Annotated in this window: 15 protein-coding genes; all 15 read left to right on the top strand. The window is 33.8% G+C overall.

Annotated elements, in window-relative coordinates; all coding sequences use genetic code 11:
- On the top strand, positions 1-2,346 hold the full coding sequence (locus tag IE080_RS05240) for a GumC family protein (RefSeq protein WP_189579407.1): 2,346 nt from the start codon (positions 1-3) through the stop codon (positions 2,344-2,346).
- Between the two features lie 11 nt (positions 2,347-2,357).
- Positions 2,358-3,341, top strand: coding sequence for a formyltransferase family protein (locus IE080_RS05235; RefSeq protein ID WP_189579406.1), 984 nt, complete (start codon positions 2,358-2,360; stop codon positions 3,339-3,341).
- A gap of 165 nt (positions 3,342-3,506) precedes the next feature.
- A complete protein-coding gene (locus tag IE080_RS05230) occupies positions 3,507-4,367 on the top strand; it encodes an ABC transporter permease (protein WP_189579405.1) in 861 nt (286 codons plus the stop codon).
- 1 nt (position 4,368) lies between these two features.
- Entirely contained in the window at positions 4,369-5,658 is a 1,290-nt protein-coding gene (locus IE080_RS05225) for an ABC transporter ATP-binding protein (RefSeq protein WP_189579404.1), read from the top strand.
- Positions 5,639-6,052 carry a sugar 3,4-ketoisomerase gene (locus IE080_RS05220; protein WP_189579403.1) on the top strand — a complete coding sequence of 138 codons (414 nt, stop codon included), beginning with the start codon at positions 5,639-5,641 and terminating at the stop codon, positions 6,050-6,052. Before IE080_RS05225 ends, IE080_RS05220 begins: the two co-directional genes overlap by 20 nt.
- Entirely contained in the window at positions 6,042-6,464 is a 423-nt protein-coding gene (locus IE080_RS05215; protein WP_189579402.1) for a sugar 3,4-ketoisomerase, read from the top strand. Before IE080_RS05220 ends, IE080_RS05215 begins: the two co-directional genes overlap by 11 nt.
- An 11-nt stretch (positions 6,465-6,475) precedes the next feature.
- Positions 6,476-7,585 (top strand): DegT/DnrJ/EryC1/StrS family aminotransferase, encoded by a 1,110-nt coding sequence (locus IE080_RS05210; protein ID WP_229800512.1) that lies wholly within the window; start codon positions 6,476-6,478, stop codon positions 7,583-7,585.
- The gene (locus IE080_RS05205) at positions 7,578-8,453 is read left to right on the top strand and encodes a glycosyltransferase family 2 protein (RefSeq protein WP_189579401.1); all 876 of its coding nucleotides are present in this window, start codon (positions 7,578-7,580) and stop codon (positions 8,451-8,453) included. Before IE080_RS05210 ends, IE080_RS05205 begins: the two co-directional genes overlap by 8 nt.
- 3 nt (positions 8,454-8,456) lie before the next feature.
- Positions 8,457-10,316, top strand: a complete 1,860-nt coding sequence (gene asnB, locus IE080_RS05200; RefSeq protein WP_189579400.1) for an asparagine synthase (glutamine-hydrolyzing) — start codon at positions 8,457-8,459, stop codon at positions 10,314-10,316.
- Positions 10,306-11,547 carry a glycosyltransferase family 4 protein gene (locus IE080_RS05195; protein ID WP_189579399.1) on the top strand — a complete coding sequence of 414 codons (1,242 nt, stop codon included), beginning with the start codon at positions 10,306-10,308 and terminating at the stop codon, positions 11,545-11,547. The genes asnB (IE080_RS05200) and IE080_RS05195 overlap by 11 nt, the downstream gene beginning before the upstream one ends.
- A complete protein-coding gene (locus IE080_RS05190) occupies positions 11,534-12,781 on the top strand; it encodes a glycosyltransferase family protein (RefSeq protein WP_189579398.1) in 1,248 nt (415 codons plus the stop codon). The genes IE080_RS05195 and IE080_RS05190 overlap by 14 nt, the downstream gene beginning before the upstream one ends.
- Positions 12,769-14,715, top strand: coding sequence for an asparagine synthase (glutamine-hydrolyzing) (asnB, locus tag IE080_RS05185; RefSeq protein WP_189579397.1), 1,947 nt, complete (start codon positions 12,769-12,771; stop codon positions 14,713-14,715). Before IE080_RS05190 ends, asnB (IE080_RS05185) begins: the two co-directional genes overlap by 13 nt.
- 249 nt (positions 14,716-14,964) lie before the next feature.
- Positions 14,965-15,852 carry a glycosyltransferase family 4 protein gene (locus IE080_RS05180; protein ID WP_189579396.1) on the top strand — a complete coding sequence of 296 codons (888 nt, stop codon included), beginning with the start codon at positions 14,965-14,967 and terminating at the stop codon, positions 15,850-15,852.
- A gap of 275 nt (positions 15,853-16,127) precedes the next feature.
- Positions 16,128-17,153 (top strand): glycosyltransferase, encoded by a 1,026-nt coding sequence (locus IE080_RS05175; protein ID WP_189579395.1) that lies wholly within the window; start codon positions 16,128-16,130, stop codon positions 17,151-17,153.
- Entirely contained in the window at positions 17,153-18,988 is a 1,836-nt protein-coding gene (gene asnB / locus IE080_RS05170) for an asparagine synthase (glutamine-hydrolyzing) (RefSeq protein WP_189579394.1), read from the top strand. Before IE080_RS05175 ends, asnB (IE080_RS05170) begins: the two co-directional genes overlap by 1 nt.
- Positions 18,989-19,062 lie beyond the last annotated feature (74 nt).

Raw genomic sequence — 19,062 nt, 5'->3', positions numbered from 1 at the left:
ATGAATGATAACTATACTGATCTAAAAGATAAAAGTTCGATTGATTTTAGAGCGATTTTTCCCAAAATTTTAAGGATTTGGCCTTTAATACTCTTATCTGTTTTTTTATTTGCAGCAGCAGGGTATTTAATTGTAAAATTCACTACTCCTGTTTACAAAGTTTCGGGCCTTTTCTTCGTTAAAGAAAGGAGTTCTGGTTTTTCTATTTTCGAAGGTCCGAGTATGTTAAATAACAGTAATCTAGGACTTCAGAATGAGATTATCATAATAAAATCTAAACCAATAACTAGGAAAACGTTAAATGAACTAGATTTTAATGTAGAATATTATGAGAAAGGCTCTTATACTTATAACGAATTATATGCGAATTCCCCATTATTAGTTGAGATTGATTGGAAGTCTCCACAGATTATCAATACGTTAGTTAAAGTTGAATGGTCGGATGATTCTCAATTTAAACTTTCTTTTAATGAAAGAAAAAATTATAAGTATTTGCCCAATGGTTCTACTGTACCGCTGACTTTGATTCCTGAGCCAACTCTTCATCCTTTTAATGAATGGATTGAGACATCGAATTATAGAATAAAGGTGACAAAAACGACTATTGATGAGTCTGGTAGTATCTACATAAAAGTTAGGGATACTGAATCACTTGTCTGGGAATATTCAGGTAAACTTCAAGTTAATAGGCTAGATAGGAATGCTTCTATTTTGAACTTATCCATGGATGTTCAAAATTATCAAAAAGGGACTACTTTTCTTAATCACCTTATGGAAAAGTATATGGATTTAGAGTTGGAGGAAAAGAATGAAGTATCTTCAAATACCATAGATTTTATTGACTCCCAAGTCAGTGGTGTTGCAGATTCTTTAAAGTTATTCGAAAGTCAACTTCAAGCATTCAGGTCGACTAATAAAATTTATGATTTGCAAAGTGAGAGTACAATAGTGTATGAACAATTACTTGACTATGAAACAAGGTTGCAGCAAGAGCAATTTAAAAGACAATATTACAGTAAGCTTAAAGATTATTTGGTAAGGGAGAATTACAGAGAACTCGTTGTACCTTCCGGTCTGGGGATTGATGATCCTATATTGAATGGATTGATCACGAGTCTCATAACGCTTCAGAATAAAAAATCAGAGCTTTTAGCTACAAATACAGAGCAATCTCCCGTAGTTAGAGAAATAGAAAGAAAAGTTAAAGAACTCAATTCATCTATAAGGGAGTCTTTGATCAATGTAGATCAAAGTTCTAAATTTGTAATAGAGAATCTAACCGAAAGAAAAGCTGCAATTGAGTCATCATTTAGGAATCTCCCTGAAACAGAGCAAAATTTGATTAGGTTTAAGCGACAGTTTGATCTTACAGAAAATATTTACAACTTTTTGATGCAAAAAAGAGCTGAATCAGCTATTTCTAAGGCTTCTAACAAAGCTGATAATAAAATCATTGAACCAGCATCATTTGTACAGCAAATTAAGCCTCAGTTAAGGCGTACGATTATTTTATTTAGTTTGGTGGGTTTTATGTTACCAGTAGGATTGGTAATTCTTATTCAAATTTTTAAAACAAAGATAGAAGAACTTGAATATCTTGAGCAGCATTTAAAAATCCCGGTACTTACAAGTATAATGAAAAATCAAAAACCAAATAACCTTGTTGTTTTTGAGCAAAGTAAAAGTGGCATAGCAGAAGGTTTTAGAACTTTGAGAGCCAATATCAGATTTTTGCATCCTGCTGATGAAAAAGTTGTCATAATGGTAACCTCATCTGTGTCGGGAGAAGGGAAAACGTTTTGTTCGATTAATCTTGCCTCCGTATATGCACTTACAGGTAAAAAGACGATTTTGGTAGGTTGTGATATGCGTAAGCCAAGAATTTTTGATGACTTTAAATTAGAAAATAGTCAAGGATTATCGACTTATCTTAGTGGTCAAGTGAGTGAATGGGATTCTATGGTTAACCCATCAGGCTATGAAAACTTAGATATTCTATTATCTGGACCTATTCCCCCAAATCCAGCTGAACTATTGTATTCTGCAAATTTTGGAAAGCTTATTGAAGAACTGAAGGGAGTGTACGATGTGGTAATATTAGATACTCCGCCTGTAGGCTTAGTAAGTGAAACACTAGGATTGATTTCTTTTGTTGACCTATCCTTATTTGTATTTAGGCAAAACTATTCAGAAAGAGGTTTTATAGATGCATTGAATTCACTTAAAGCTAAGAATAGCATTAATAATTTATATGCAATTTATAACGGAGTAGATGGTAGAAGATCAGGCTATGGCTATGGCAATAGCTATGGGTATGGTTATTATGATGATTCTTCAACCAAATAGTTTCAAAATTCATGAGGATTGTAATTGCTGGAAAGAATTCTATTGCTGTTTCTGCTTCAAAATTTATATTAGACAGAGGATTTGATGCTGCTAATTTGTTTATAGCAACTAATGCTACAGATTTTGGTGTAGATACTTGGCAACCTTCTTTATTAGGTTTTGCCAAGGAGAATAATATTCGTGTAGTGAAATTAGAAGAAATTTATGAATGGGAAGATCTGATATTCTTTTCTCTTGAGTATGATAAATTGATAAAGCCATCTAAATTTTCAAGTAAAAAATTATACAATATACATTTTTCGTCACTACCTGAATACAAAGGAATGTACACTTCATGCCTTCCTATTTTACATGGAAAAACGTACTCTGGTGTAACATTGCACATGATCGATCCAGGTATAGATACAGGAGATATTATTGATCAAATAAACTTTGAAATTCCCCTAAATTGCAATGCATACAATCTTTATTTGTTGTATTTGAATCATAGTTTTAAGTTATTCGAAAAAAACTTTGATAAAATTTTGAACAATGATTATACCACGAAAATCCAAAGCAGTATAAATTCTACTTATTACTCTAAAAAAGATATTGATTTTTCAAATGTTCAGATAAATTTCCAGCAATCTGCATTTCAGGTTTTTAATCAAGTAAGAGCATTTTCATTTCGACCTTATCAGCTTTTAAGCGTAGATGGTAAAAAAATTGCTTTCGCTAAAATAACTCAAATTAAATCTTCTAAAAAATCAGGGGTTTTAATTGAACAGACAGAGTTTTCTTGCAGATATGCTACCATTGACTTTGATATTGAGCTGTACCATGATGTGTACGATGAGATTAAAAGTGCAATTGATAGAAACGATCTTGACTATTTAAAACATGTATATGAGTTGGGTTATGATCTGTCAGAAAAAAGTTCATGTGGTCTTCGCCTTATTGATTACGTGAATAATGCAACGGATCAAACTATTAATGCTTTTTTAGATAAGCTTTGATTTGCATGTCAGCCCGAATTCATTGACTTAATTCTATTTAGGGTACATGAGTGACGATTTTCTGTGCTAAAGAGGAATGTTTTGCTTTTATCCTTTAATGATATCTGTAATTACGTTACCTTTGCACCTGCTTAAAAAATAATATTTTGGTATTTGAATTAGTATATGTTAAATAAAACAACAAAAGAATCTCAATGGGATTTTATTATTGAGCCATCAGGAGGTCCTTTAAGTATTGGAGTACGAGAAATTTTCAGATATCGGGATTTACTCTTTTTATTTGTAAAAAGAGATTTGATTGCTGTATATAAACAAACCATTTTAGGGCCAATTTGGTATTTCATTCAGCCGATTTTAACTACAATTACATTTGCAGTGATTTTCGGAAATTTAGCAGGGATCAGCACTGATGGTGTGCCTCAAATTTTATTTTATCTTGCTGGCGTTACTATTTGGAATTATTTTAATGAAACATTCACTCAAACATCAAAAACATTTATAGATAATGCTCAGATTTTTGGAAAAGTGTATTTTCCGAGATTGGTGTTACCATTAAGTAAGGTTTTATCCAATTTAGCAAAGTTTTTTATTCAATTGGGTCTTTTTCTTGTTGTTTTGGTTATCTATGTTCTTTTGGGAAAAGATGTTCATCCAAATTATTTTATGCTTTTCACGCCTATTCTTGTATTGATGATGGGGGGACTGGGACTTGGCTTTGGTTTGATTTCCAGCTCACTTACAGTTAAGTACAGGGATTTAACGTTTTTAATTACATTTGGTGTACAATTATTAATGTATGCTACTCCTGTAATTTATCCTTTGAATTCTATATCAGAAAATTACCAATTACTTTTATGGCTTAACCCTTTGACTAGCATTATTGAATTTTTCAAATATGCGTATTTGGGTTCAGGCTTAGTGAGTTATTTTTGGCTTACTTACAGTTTGCTATTTACTATTAGCTTATTGATTTTGGGAGCTATGATTTTTAATAAGGTTGAAAAATCATTTATAGACACTGTATAAGATGAACCAAGCAATTGAGGTAAATAATTTATCTAAGCTATATAGGCTCGGCGAGATAGGTACAGGAACATTGACTCACGATGTTACTCGGTGGTGGGCTAAGGTTAGAGGTAAAGAGGATCCATTTCAAAAAGTGGGTGTTACAAATGACAGGACTGTAAAAACGGATGATCAATTTGTCTGGGCATTAAGAGATATTAATTTTAGTTTGAATCAAGGTGACGTTCTTGGAATCATTGGAAGAAATGGTTCAGGTAAAAGTACTTTGCTTAAAATTTTATCTAGAGTGACTTTACCTACTCAAGGCCATATTAAAGTTAAGGGAAGAATTGCGTCTTTATTAGAAGTTGGTACCGGTTTTCACCCAGACTTAACAGGAAGGGAGAACATCTTTTTAAATGGAGCTATCCTAGGGATGACCAAAAGTGAGATCAAATCTAAATTTGATGAAATAGTTAGTTTTGCTGGCGTAGATCAATATGTTGATACTCCTGTAAAAAGATACAGTAGTGGTATGTATGTGCGTTTGGCATTTGCTGTAGCAGCCCATCTAGAATCAGAGATTTTAATTATTGATGAAGTCTTGGCTGTAGGTGATGCGGAGTTTCAGAGAAAGTGTATTGGGAAAATGGATGATGTTAGCAAAAAAGAAGGTAGAACTGTCTTGTTTGTTAGTCATAATATGGCTTCTGTTAGAAGTCTATGTCAAAATGGGTTGGTTTTACAAAATGGTACTTTTGGCTATTACGGGTCAGTCGATAGCGCAATTAGTTATTATCAGCACCAATCGACGCTCAATTCTTCTGTTAATTTCTCAATAGATGATCCGGCTATTATCGGAAATGAAATTATAAAAATCTGTGATTTTTCTGTAAGGCCAATGTCAGGAGACTTATTATCAATCTCTTCTGGAGTGGAATTTGAATTAGTTTTTTGGAACAATACACCAAATATTAATTTGGATGTAACTTTTGAATTAGTCAACTTGGAAGAAGTTAAAGTATTCCACCATGCTGCGATAATTAGTCAGGAAAAAGATAGTAAAGAAGGTTTCTACATCCTTAAAGGGACCTTACCTGCTAATTTGTTAAATGCAGGTCAGTATAAATTCAATTTATTGTTTGGCGAAAATCAAAAGTATTTGTTATTTAGAGTAAATGACATTATTGGGTTTGAAGTTTTGAATGAAGCATTAGGTTTTAATAGTTCCATTCTTCCCGGCATCATTAGACCTGATATTCCGTATCAGATTTCTTTCAAGGAAAATGTTTATGAATTATCCAAAAGTTGAATTATTAAAGTTTCCCAAAATTCTTGACCCTCGAGGCAATCTCACTTTTTTACAGGCTCCTAATCAGATACCATTTGAAATCAATAGGGTATTTTGGACTTATGATGTACCTGGTGGTGAAATTAGAGGGGGACATGCATATAAACTCCAGCATGAAGTAATTATTGCATTGAGCGGTAGCTTTGATGTAATCATCACCTTGCCTGATGGATCTTTTGAAAAGTATTCCTTGAATAGGTCTTTTTTTGGTCTATACATACCGCCTATGACATGGAGACATATGGAGAACTTTTCTACTAATTCACATGGATTACACTTGTCAAGTGCATTGTTTGACTCCAATGATTATATTAGAGATTTTGAAGAATTCAAACATCTGCATTATGAAAACTAGTACTATTTTTGATTGTTCTGTCCTTGATCTAAAGAAAATCAATAATTTTAATGGGAGAATAACCGCTGTAAATAATTTACAGGAAGTGCCATTTGAAATTAAAAGGATTTTTTATCTGTATGATATTCCAAGTGGTGTATCGAGAGGGCAACATGCACATATTTCTTTGCATCAGGTGATTTTGGCGTCCACTGGTAGCTTTGATGTTATAGTTGATGATGGGAAAATGAAAAGAACATTTTATTTAAATCAACCAAATACAGCACTTCACGTTCCTCCTGGAATATGGGCAGAGTTAGTGAATTTTTCAGGAGGCTCAATCTGTATGGTGCTAGCTTCTGATATTTATGAAGAAGATGACTATCTTAGGGATTATAAAGATTTTTTGAACTATAAAAATACTCATAATTAAAAAATAATTACATGATGTTAGTTCCTTTTCTCAATTTTGAACATCAGCATTTGGCCATTAAAAATCAAATCACTAAGGAGTTTGAGCGTGTCTATGATAGCTATTGGTATATTCTTGGTGAAAACCTTTCTAAATTCGAAAAAGAATATTCTGATTTCAATCGTGTAGAGCACACTGTTGGTCTTAGCAATGGATTGGATGGTCTCATTCTTTCATTAAAAGTTTTAGGAATTAAGGAAGGGGATGAAGTAATTGTACCATCCAATACATACATTGCCACGGTGCTTGCAATTACGCACCTTGGGGCGAAACCTGTTTTTGTAGAACCTGATTACCAAACATACAATATATGTCCTGCTAATATTGAGTCGGCAATTACACCCGCTTCTAAGGCAATTATGCCGGTACATTTATATGGACAGGCTTGTGAAATGGATAAAATTATGGAAGTTGCAAGTAGGCATAGCTTATTTGTTGTAGAGGATAATGCGCAAGCACATGGGGCAACATATAAAGATAAACTTACTGGGGCTTGGGGAGATATTAATGCCACAAGTTTTTATCCAGGTAAAAACTTGGGTGCTCTAGGTGATGCGGGTGCCATAACGACAAATAATTCAGATCTTGCATCTCTGGTTCGTTCTTTTAGAAATTATGGTTCTACTGAAAAGTATAAAAACGAACATATGGGGTTTAACATGAGATTAGATGAAATTCAAGCTGCCTTTTTATCTGTTAAGCTTCAGTATTTAATGCAATGGACTGAGGAAAGAAAGGAAATTGCAGCAGTTTATACAGATCAATTAAAAGATTTAAAAGAAATTATCCTGCCTGTTACAGCTGAGCAAAGTTCTCATGTGTATCATCTTTTTGTGATTAGAACAACCAAGCGAGATCAATTGAAAGCACATTTGGAAAAAAATGGTGTTGGAACACTTATTCACTATCCAATACCTCCACATCTTCAAAATGCATATAAACATTTAGGCCACAAAAAGGGTGATTTCCCTATAGCTGAAGAACTTGCGGATTCAAGTTTAAGCCTACCCATTTGGCCTGGCATGAATGAAAATCAGATTAATCATGTAGTAACTACTATTAAAGGTTTTTTTAGTGAATAGTTCTCCTCTTGTCTCTATCGTTGCATTATGTTATAATCATGAGCAGTTTCTTGTTGAAACGCTTGATAGTATAATTAACCAATCCTATAGAAATATAGAGTTGATGATTATTGACAATGCATCGTCAGATAATTCCAAAGAAAAAATTAATGAATGGATCCATAATCATCATGACAAGAATGTTAGGGTAGTTTTTAATGAGCAAAATGTAGGTATTTGCCCTGCTTTAAATTATGCTATTAAACATTTTAAAGGAAAGTACTTTCAGATGATTTCTTGCGATGATGTGATGGTTTCTGATAAAATAGAAAAGCAAGTAAAAGTATTTGAGAGTTCATCTGACTCACTTGCATTTGTATATGGAAACTATAGGTTTATTGACGCAAATAGTGAGTTTATAAATAAAGCAAATTTTTACCAAAATAGCGGTTGGAATACAGATGATGACTTTCCATCAGGCAGAATTTTTGAATTGTTGTTTATAAATTATTTTTTGAGAGCTCCAACTGTTCTATATAAACTTGATTGTATAAAGAATATTGGAGGATATGATGAAACCATTCCTTTTGAAGATTATCAAATGAATTTAAGGTTGTCCGAGAAGTTTGCCTGCAAAGGAATGGCAGATGTTCTCTGTAATTATAGGATTTTGGAAAACTCGTATTATTCAAGCTCAACAAATGATTTAATTAGTAAAAATTTTTTTAAAACCATGAGTCATTTTTATGGGAAAAATCATATGTTTGATTGGGTAATTCAATTAAAGTTTCTCAATTTTAACAGAGCATCATTGTTTTTTCCTTTGCGAAAAACGATTTTTGGATTACTAAATTATATATCTAAAGAGTATAAAAAATTTTTGAAATAGCGTATGTGTGGCATAGCAGGATTTACTTCTAATCTTATAGATAGTTTCTCGGACTTTTTAATACAGCATAGAGGAAAAGATGGTGCTGGGCACTTTGAAAATGAAAAGGTGACACTTTTTCATACAAGACTTTCAATCATAGACCTTAGTGCTAATGGTATTCAACCATTATACAATGAAGATAAAACATTAGCCATTATTTGTAATGGGGAAGTGTATAATTATCAAGAAATAAGGGAACTACTTTTGAATGAAGGACATCAATTTAGTTCAAATTCAGATTCTGAGGTTATATTGCATTTGTACGAACATTTTGAAAAAGATAAAAAAAAGACTGTTGAAAAACTTATCGGAATGTTTGCCTTCGCAATTTGGGACGCGACTTGTGATGAGTTATGGCTTGTTAGGGATAGGCTTGGAATAAAGCCTTTATATTACTATTTCAACGGTCAAAACCTTGGCTTTTGTTCTGAAATCAATCCTTTAGTTAAGGCGTTAAAGATTGAACACGACTTAGACGAAACATCTGTTTTTGAATATTTTTTATTTGGTTCAGTGCCCGAGCCAAATACTTGGTTTAAATCAATTAAGGCGCTTGAACCTGGGAATTTTTTGGTCTTTAACGCTGGTGAGGTTAATATCGAACAGTATTGGGATGTACAATATTTACCAGATTTTAGAAAAACAGAGAAGCAATGGCTCTCAGAACTTGAAAAGCAACTTTTAGAAATTATTGGGGATCACCTAGTTGCAGATGTTCCCGTTGGGTGTTTTCTTTCGGCTGGAATTGATTCAAGTTTGATTACTTATTTTTCTGCCAAAAATGATCAAAAAGTTACCGCATTTACTCTAGGCTTCCCAGGTGAAGTACAGGATGAAAGTGAAGCATCCAAAATACTTGCGGAGAATTTACAAATTCCACATGAACTTCATTTCTTGAAAAATGATTTTTTTAGTGGATTTGAAAGGCATTATCAGAGTATAGATCAACCATTTGGGATTGCAAGTGGTTTGAATTTATCAAGGGTTTCTGAATTAGCAAGTAAGAAAGTGAAAGTAGTGCTTAGTGGTGATGGAGGAGATGAGTTATTTGCTGGCTATGATAGACATAGACCATTTTATGAACCCAGGAGTTTACGATTTGTTCCGGTAAAGCTTCGTTGTCCGGTAGTCAATTTTTTATCAAACACCGTAAAAATAGAGAACTTTAAAAAACTAGATTGGTATTATAAGAGACCTGATTATCTCAAATATGCTGATCGTTATATTGTCAATAGCGAAATTGTAGCTCTTAATTTATTGAGTCCTGATCTTCAATCTAAAGTAGATGTGAATAGGTATAAGGCAAGATTGGAGAAAATATGGAATAAGCTACCTAATGCTGATTTGATTCATAAGATGTTGTATACAGACATCAAAACAACCTTAGTACATGAAATGCTATTTAAATCAGACCGGTTTACGATGCATAATGGTATTGAGGGTCGAGTTCCTTTATTAGATCATAGATTAGTGGAATTTTCGTTTACTATGCCCGCTTCATTTAAAATTAAAGATGGTGTTGGTAAATGGATATTAAGAAAATTGGTTGAATTGAAACTTGGAGGAGCTATTGCTAATAGGAAAAAGACAGGTTTTAGTTCACCAATTAATTCTTTGTTGGAATCAGATTTAAAAACACAAGTAACCATTGATCAAGCAATGGAACTTTTGGAACAAATTCCGTTTCTTAATAAACGTGTAATTGCAGAAATCAAAGATGTAAGTGAATATAAAAAGCTTCACCCCGATTTTTTGTTTAGTCTGGTAGCTTTAGCAAATTTCCATTCTAAAAATATTTCAATTTCTACGAATGTCAATTGACAAGGTAATGAGGATTTGGGCTTTCCCTTCTTTTTATCCATATCCAGAAAAAGGCTTGCCTTCAACAGGGATTTTTGGTCATAGACAATATGTGGCATTACAGGAGTTAGGAGTTGCCATCCAAGTAATTATCCCAATTGAGGGATATCCCCCTTTTCCTTTTTATCTTATTGACCATTCTTGGCGTGATTCAGCTAAATTAAATTTTCCATCAGAAAGGGTTTTAGATGGTATTAAAGTTCATCACCCTAAGATTAAATCTCCCAAGCCTAGTCGTTTTTTTAAGAGAACATACGAAGAAAGATATGTTGATGCCGTCATAAGTTTTTTTAAAAAAAATAACATTTTACTTGATGCTGAATTGGATGTATTTTACTCGCAATGGCTTCCCGAATCTAGGCTTGTTTTAAAGGCTGCAAAAGAGCTAGGTGTAAAATGTGCCATTTTAGCTGTTGGTGATGATGCCTTAATTTGGCCTAAAGAACGTGAGCAGAATTTTAGAGCTCTCAAAGAAATGTGGAAAAGTGCTGATTTTTCATTAACAGTAGCAGATTACCTGGGAAAAGAAATAAATACACTAATAAATGAAGATGTTAATTACAAGGTTGTAAGAAGAGGAGTGAATCACACTTACTTTCAACCTTCCGGTATTTCAAAAACTTTATTAAAAAACAAGCTCAATCTACCTCAAAAAACAATAATTCTGACTGTTGGTACCGTTTTAAGAAGGAAGGGATGGGTAGAACTTTTGGAAGCTTGTGGACAATTAAAATCCAAAGGAGTTGATTTTTCCTTAGTGGGTATATATGCAGGACCTCCTGATTTAGATTTACAACAGTTGGTTTCAGATAATGGACTTAAAGATAATTTTATTGATTTAGGAAGTGTAAAACCGGATGAAGTTGTGCAGTATTACCAAGCAGCAGATATTTTTTGTCTCCCATCTTATTGGGAGGGCATTGCCAATGCTGTAGTAGAGGCTATGGCATGTGGATGTGCTGTAATTACAACAAATGTTTGTGGACATCCTGAATTGATTGAACATATGAGAACAGGGGTTTTGATCAATCCTAAAAATTCCGCTGAGGTGAGAGAAGCCATCGAGTTGCTTTTGAATGGTGATCTTCGTAAGGAAATTGCACAAACAGCCAGAGAGTTTATCGTGAAGGAATGGGGTGATTATAAGGTTAATGCTGAAAAAGTTTTAAACATTTTGTATGGGAAAGTTTAGTTTAATTTTTGTTTGTGATGAAGAAGAATTGTTTACCCCTTTGGTAGCAAGTCAGGTTTTTGAACAAGCCAATATTCAAGCTCAAAATTTAGATCACCAAGAATCTTTAGAAGTTCATGTACTCATTCCTCTTTCACTTCGAAACTACTTTAAGTCGAATTATCAGTCTTATAAGGCTCAATTAAATGAGAGGTTTAAAAATATTAAGATTCATTTCGTACCGGGAGTTAGTAGATTAAATCATTTTCCTAGACAGATTTTTCTTTACCTTTTTCGCAAGAGTTTATCCGGTAGCTTTGCGATTTGGCACTTTAGAGGTGATAGCCTTATTCCCCAGTTTAAGTTTCTGAAAAATGGTTTTCCAGAAGATAAATTTGTAGCAGATGTTAGAGGAATTTGGCCAGCTGAGAAGCTTTTATTGAGTGGTATCGAAGTTATGGAAGTTTCTGAAATGTACAACCATGCATTATCGGTAGAACTTTTAAAAAAGTTAAAATTTAATCTTGGGATGGCGGACGGAGTTTGCACAGTATCTCCAAATTTGGCTGATTTTTTAAAAAACCACATTCAAGTTCAAAAACCTGTCTGGGTTGTGCCCTGTGCGACAAAATTAAAAGAAGAAAGTTTAGATTTTTTTAACCAAAGCGAAAACCAATTTTCTAAACTGAAGGAAAAGTTTGTGATTGGTTATCTTGGAGGAACTGCTTCGTATCAAAATTTAGATGATATTGTCCTTCCTTTCATGCAAGCCTTATTGGAATTGGATAGTAGGGTGCACTTGCTTTTTGTAACTCATCAAGTGGCTGAAATGGAGAAAAAAATTACTGAATTTAATTTTGACAGCTCTCGCTTTGATATTTTGACGGCTCCTCAAAAGCAAGTAATTAATTATTCCAAAATGATGGATTTAGGGTTGTTATTGAGAAAACCAAATGTTGTAAATTTGATGGCACAACCGGTTAAGCTTGGAGAGTATTTGTCTGCATCTGTCCCAGTGGTAGTTTCTAATGGACTTGGTGGTGTTCAAGTGGAATCTGATTCAATTATAAACATAGATTTAATAGGAGGTGATTTTTTTGAAGAAGCTAAGAGGTGCTTGACTTATTTGCAAAGTACGAATAGGCTGGACAGAAAAATCAAAGCTTTAGAAACTGCTCGTGATTATTTTTCATGGGAAACAAACGTAAAGATTCATTTTAAAAATTATTTAAAAATAGGACTGTGTGCGGAATAATTGGAGTAATTAATTTAAGGAGAAATTCCAAAGAAGTAACTGGTAAGCATTTGGTGGAAGCCACTTCCATTATAAATCATCGAGGGCCTGATGATTCAGGTTATTTTATTCTTGGTGATGATAATAATGGAAAGGTGCTTGCTGACCATACTACTGCCCAAGGGAGTATTGAATTTTTTGATTTGGATTTTATTCAAAATGATCGTTTCAAGATTGCCTTAGGTCATAAGAGATTATCGATTTTAGATTTGAGTCCACTTGGACATCAGCCCATGAGATTCAATGATTGGGTTATCAGCTTTAATGGAGAAGTGTATAATTACCTCGAAATTAAGGATACTCTTATCGGTTTAGGTAGGAAGTTTCAAACTCAATCAGATACGGAGGTAATTATTCAGGCTTGGGACGAATGGGGCGTCGATGCACTTCAAAGGTTCAATGGCATGTTTGCTTTTTTATTACTTAATGTAAAAAATCAGCAGCTTTTTGTCGTTCGTGATAGATTTGGGGTAAAGCCTTTGTATTATACTTTCAATGAAAATTATTGTGCATTTGTATCAGAAGTAAAGCAGTTAAGGGTACTGCCCGATTACAAGTTTCAATTAAATCATCAAATTGCTTTTGATTATCTTGGCTTTGGGTTTTTAGATCATTCCAAAGAGACATTTGAACAGTCGATTTTTCAATTAGAGCCGGGACATTATATAGAACTAAATATCAATGATCCAGCTAATTATAGAAAACATAATTGGTACAAATTACGATATAAGGCGTTTAATGGAAGTCAATCTGATGCTGTCGAGGAATTTGAAAGACTATTGAAAGATGCTGTAAGGTTGAGACTTAGGAGTGATGTTCCTGTAGGAAGTGCGCTTAGTGGAGGCTTAGACAGTAGTGCTATAGTATGTATCATGAGACAGTTATTAAATGAGGAGGCTAATCAGGGCAAAGTACTCGAAACGGTCACAAGTTGCAGCAAAGATTTAAGATTTGATGAGTCAAAGTTTGCAGACCTTGTTATTCGTGCTACTCAATCAAAATCACATAAAATTTTTCCAGACTTTGAGAAGTTAACAAATGATCTTGAGAAATTGATTTGGCATATGGATTATCCATTTGGAAGTACCAGCCAGTTTAGTCAATGGTCGGTCTTTGAGCAAGCGAGAAAGGCAGGACTTACAGTGATGATTGATGGACAAGGCGCAGACGAGCAATTGGCAGGATATGGTGGAAATGACCTTCCTTTATACACAGGATTACTCAATAGTTTTCGGTTGAATGATTTATTAAGGGAGATTGACAGTTATAAAGTTAGGTTTGGCGTTTATCCAAAGGGATTCTTACTTGGGGCTCTTCAGTATCACCTTCCTAATAAAATCAAAAATCTTTTCCCGGAAAATTATAGGCCGGGAATACTAACACCGCCAAATTGGTTAAATAATAATGGTTTCAAAATGTATCCAGGTAATTTTAAATCATTGAGAGCAAATTTGTATAATCAATTGTATTTTTCTCCTTTACCTTCATTATTGAGATACGAGGATAGAAATAGTATGGCATTTTCAGTTGAAAGTAGAACGCCATTTATGGATTATAGATTAATTGAATTTACGCATAGTCTTCCCGAAAATCTCATTTACAGAAACGGTGAAAGAAAATATATTCTTAGACATTCTTTCAGAGGGCTCGTGCCTGACGAGATTCTTGATCGTAGGGATAAAATGGGCTTTGTATCTGCTGAAGAAAGGTGGCTTCGGGAAGATGGTAAAGATTGGTTTGTAGATCAACTGAAAAAATCTATAGATACTGAAGGGCTAATTAATGACATGGAAAGCCTTCAAACGCTTGATCAAATGCAAAATTATGCCAAAGATTTTAATTTTGAAATTTGGAGAATTCTCAATTTTAAATTGTGGATGAAGTCCATGACTTAATTTATTGGCATGTATAAAAAGTTTAGTAGAATTTGGCAACGTGTTTATTTAAAGGTTTTATCAAATCATTTGGTAGTGCTTTTTATTTTATGTTACCATAAACTAATAGGTAAAAAGCAAGTACTATATACCAAACAGCATCCAATTTATACAGATTTTTTCACATGTAATCAGGCTATTTCTGGGTATGTGTGGGTGTATTTTGATGTAGGAATAACATCTAAGTGGTATCGTAATTTTTTTTTAAGAATGGTTGATTATTTTCATATTGATGCTGCTACATTTAATCAATTTCCAATTGAGAGCATTAGGGGTAAAGTGATTGTGGAATGCGAAGGTGTAGCCCGACCAGAGTATTTTGAAAGTACTCAAATTGCATCAATAATTTTTCAAAGTAAATATGCAGGAAGGTTTCAATTAGACCGTGATAAAGCCCAGCTTATTTATCCAGCTATCAGAGACTATGGTAAAAAATCAAAAGTTATTCAGTCAGGCAAACCGATCACCTTATTAGCCGTTGGATTTGGTTCATTTATCAAAGGCTTCGATGTTGCTTTTAAAATTTATAAAGCCTTAAGAAATCAAAAATATGATGTCAGATTAGTTATTGCGGGTTCTTTTGGGCATAACTTTAATCACTACCCAGAAGTAGATAGAGATTTTTACAACAGTATTAATTTTGATGAAATTCAAGCCGAAGCAGCTCTTGATCCAAATTTGATTATCCGTCCTGTTAGTAGGGATGAACTATTAAATGAGCTCTATCCTGATTCGGATATTCTCTTACATTTTTCACGAATGGAGACCTTTGGTTTCACGCTATTGGAGGCCTTAAATTTTGGAATACCAGTAGTAACAGTTAATTTTAAAGCTATACCTGAAATCATCCAACATGGGTATAATGGTTTCTTATGTGATCCATTTCAGTGGGATGGAGTTTCCGCTATTGATGAACTAAAAATGAATACGTTTCAGTGGCAAAACAAAAGTTTTGAACAGGGAATGACTTATGTTACTCATTTAATCAATAATAAGCATGAATATGAGGTAATGTCCAAAAATGCAACCGCTAGTATTCAAAAATTCAGTATTGAAATGCGAGCAAATGCCTTGAAAAAAGTTTATGAAAGGGATTGAATGATTTTTTTATCCGACATGCTAGAGTCAGTTGGATTCTTAATTATTTTCGCATTTAATTATATTTAAGTAAACTTAAGAATTCACGAAGAAACTATGGTTTTGAAACGCTATTATTCATGAGGTTAGTTTTTGTTTGTCATCCATATCACAGAGGTGGTGTCACAAGTTGGATGGCGTCATCTTTTTTGTATTGCTTAGCCCATAAGATTGATTGTCTATTCATAACACTTTCACCGATAGATCATTTGGCTTCTAAAGGAAATAGTGTGGATATGTTAGAGCGATTAGGTACTCTTGAAAATGTGTTTTTCAAAAAAGTTGGTAATGAATATGATTTGGGGCTATTTGGAAATAAAGTAGGTGTCTATAAAAAACTTATTGCTGAAAAAATTAAAGAAAATGATGTATTGATACCTTCTGATGATGAGGCGTGTTGGGCAGCTTGTGCTTCATTCGGTGATCAGGCAAAGTTAATTGGTGTACTCCATAGTGATGATAAGCATTACTTTGACCTAGCAAAGAAATATAAAAAATATGTGGCTGGCTTTGTATCAGTATCCAATAGAATACATGTCAAACTGTCATCTGAAATCCCAAGTTGTATTATTCCATGTGGTATTCAACTGGAAGTCTATAAATTTGAATTACCCAAAGAAAATCAAATAATTTGGATTGGAAGATTGGAAGAAGAACAAAAAAGGTTTTCGGATATCATCCATTTTGCCAAGCTATTAAAACGTGATAACTCGGATTGGTGGATTGAAGTATATGGAGATGGGGAAGGGCGAGAACAGCTTGAGGGGCTTGTAAAATCGTATTCTTTGGAAAGTTATGTGATTTTGAAAGGTTGGCAAAGTCCTCAAAAGGTTTCGCAGGCTCTTTCCAAAGCTAAAATTTTATTGCAAACTTCTAATCACGAAGGAATGTCTGTTGCAGTTATGGAGGCTTTAGCGTCTGGTTGTATCATTTTGAGCAGTCGTGTAAGCGGAGTAGAAGATTTAGAGAAAGAAAATAAGCATGGGATTTCAGTTGTAAATTTGTTTGAAATTGGAAATATTGCTAAAGCATATGAGGATTTTAAATTACTAGCTTCAAATGATATAAGTTTTTTGGTGCATGAAGCAAGAGCACTTGCTGAAAAACACTTTGAATTAGGAACTTGTCTTCATCAATTCCGTGAGTTTTCAAGTAACCTGAAATTACAAGAGGGCTTAAAGGATGCAGCGCCAATAGTTCATATTTTATTATCACCTTTGGTTTCATCCCTGAGGCAATTAAAACTTAAGTATTTCGTATAATGTGTGGAATAGCTGGATTACTGTGGGGTTCTCCATCAGTAGGAAAATCGAAAGAAAAGCTTGATTTAGAGCTTATTAAGCATAGAGGTCCTGACTCTTCTGGGGAATGGGAAAGCAATAACGTATGGTTGGGCCACACACGTCTTTCTATTTTAGATCTATCAGAAGCTGGTAAGCAGCCGTTTATATCCCCTTGCGGAAATTATGTGTTAGTATATAATGGAGAGATTTATAATCATCTTGAGCTTCGTAAGGAATACCTTCAGTCTTATAACTTTATTGGGCATTCTGATACTGAAACGATCATGGCGCTTTTTCTTTTGATGAAGGAAAAGATGTTGGAGAAGTTTGTTGGGATGTGGGCGCTTTTACTTTGGGATAAAAAAAAGCAAGAACTTTTTGTGAGTAGAGATAGATTTGGCCAAAAGCCACTCTACTTCAGAAAGCAAGATGATTACGTTGCATTTGGGTCCGAAATGAAATTACTGGGTTTTGGGAATGAAGCGTTAACATACAACCCAACAGCTTTAGCAGATTTTTTGTCTAGTGGGAATTATGGACATTTAAAAGAGGAAACATTTTATCAGGAAATTTCTCAATTTCCGGCGGCATCATTTGCCTATCTCAGTCCAACAAATCAACTTCTGCAGCCAATAAAATTCTGGTCTCCACCATATCATAAGCCAAAGGTTTCTTTTGGAGAACAACAGAAAAAGCAATTGAAACAATTGATGGTGGACTCTGTCCTTTCTCAAACAATCTCTGATGTACCTATTGGGATAACACTTTCCGGAGGTATTGACTCTTCGGTTATTGCTGGGATTTTAGCCAAACATTATCCTCATACACTTCACATCTTTACAGCTCAAACAGTTGGCCATAAAAATGATGAGTCCATGTATGTAAATGCTGTTTTGGAAATGTTTGATCCATCAAAAATTGTTGTTCACAGAATAGACTTGAGTAAAGAAACATTGGAAGACTCCTTAGATTTATTTTTGAAAATCCAAGAGGAGCCTTTTGGAGACCCAAGTATAACGGCACACGGATTATTGATGAAAGCAGCTAGAGAAGCAGGTATTAAAGTAATTCTTGGAGGGCAGGGAGCAGATGAAATATTTTCTGGCTATGACCATGCATTACCAGCAATTTTGTCTTCTCAGCTTTGGTCCGGAAAATTATCTTCCTTTTGGTCAAATTTTAAAAATCTACATTGGTCGTTAACAAATAAAATAAAAACTGTTACGGGGTTATTTTTTCCCCAATTAGAGAAAACTATAAGGTTACATTTAAGAGAAAAGAGAGAAAATTTTATTGACGAAAACTGGATACACTCCCGAAAAATTACTCCTCTAGCATCAATAAATGATATTAATGGGATTAGAGATGAGTCTTTTTTTGGTATACATTTACCTCATTTACTTCATTATGATGATAGAAATGCCATGTATTTTGGAGTAGAGGGAAGAACCCCATTTTTGGATCACAGAATTCTAGAAATGGTTTGTTCTATTGATCCAGCTGATTTTTTTCAAAAGGGTTACAGGAAATATTTATTGAGAGAAGCTTGTGCTGAATACTTACCTGAATTGGTTAAAAAAAGAAAAGATAAAATAGGTTTCTTTACTCCTTTAGAAAAAATCCTATTGAAGGAGACAGATCAAATATCGTCCTTGTTTGAAAATCACTTATGCGGTGAAATGAAAAAAACATTGGTAGCTGATTTGATTGATTTAAAAGCAGGTAAATCTACAATTATACAAATATTAAGGATTTACAGAGTGATGCAAATCCTTAAAATAAAACAAAACCATCTGGTTGGTTTTCCAAACTAGCTTGGAATGTTTGGTTGTACCTTGTTTCTTTATAGGGTAAAACTGAAAAAAAAACTTATCAAAGTCGCCTGTTA

Origin of the sequence: Mongoliitalea lutea (genome assembly GCF_014652135.1) — a bacterium.
GTDB lineage: Bacteria > Bacteroidota > Bacteroidia > Cytophagales > Cyclobacteriaceae > Mongoliitalea > Mongoliitalea lutea.
This window is presented reverse-complemented; position numbering and strand designations above follow the sequence as displayed.

What these genes read in the sequence shown, in the direction of transcription:
- IE080_RS05240 (WP_189579407.1), top strand. Translation starts at nt 1, where the DNA reads ATGAATGATAACTATACTGATCTAAAAGATAAAAGTTCGATTGATTTT.
- IE080_RS05235 (WP_189579406.1), top strand. Translation starts at nt 2,358, where the DNA reads ATGAGGATTGTAATTGCTGGAAAGAATTCTATTGCTGTTTCTGCTTCA.
- IE080_RS05230 (WP_189579405.1), top strand. Translation starts at nt 3,507, where the DNA reads ATGTTAAATAAAACAACAAAAGAATCTCAATGGGATTTTATTATTGAG.
- IE080_RS05225 (WP_189579404.1), top strand. Translation starts at nt 4,369, where the DNA reads ATGAACCAAGCAATTGAGGTAAATAATTTATCTAAGCTATATAGGCTC.
- IE080_RS05220 (WP_189579403.1), top strand. Translation starts at nt 5,639, where the DNA reads ATGAATTATCCAAAAGTTGAATTATTAAAGTTTCCCAAAATTCTTGAC.
- IE080_RS05215 (WP_189579402.1), top strand. Translation starts at nt 6,042, where the DNA reads ATGAAAACTAGTACTATTTTTGATTGTTCTGTCCTTGATCTAAAGAAA.
- IE080_RS05210 (WP_229800512.1), top strand. Translation starts at nt 6,476, where the DNA reads ATGATGTTAGTTCCTTTTCTCAATTTTGAACATCAGCATTTGGCCATT.
- asnB (WP_189579400.1), top strand. Translation starts at nt 8,457, where the DNA reads ATGTGTGGCATAGCAGGATTTACTTCTAATCTTATAGATAGTTTCTCG.
- IE080_RS05195 (WP_189579399.1), top strand. Translation starts at nt 10,306, where the DNA reads ATGTCAATTGACAAGGTAATGAGGATTTGGGCTTTCCCTTCTTTTTAT.
- IE080_RS05190 (WP_189579398.1), top strand. Translation starts at nt 11,534, where the DNA reads ATGGGAAAGTTTAGTTTAATTTTTGTTTGTGATGAAGAAGAATTGTTT.
- IE080_RS05180 (WP_189579396.1), top strand. Translation starts at nt 14,965, where the DNA reads ATGGTTGATTATTTTCATATTGATGCTGCTACATTTAATCAATTTCCA.
- IE080_RS05175 (WP_189579395.1), top strand. Translation starts at nt 16,128, where the DNA reads ATGTTAGAGCGATTAGGTACTCTTGAAAATGTGTTTTTCAAAAAAGTT.
- asnB (WP_189579394.1), top strand. Translation starts at nt 17,153, where the DNA reads ATGTGTGGAATAGCTGGATTACTGTGGGGTTCTCCATCAGTAGGAAAA.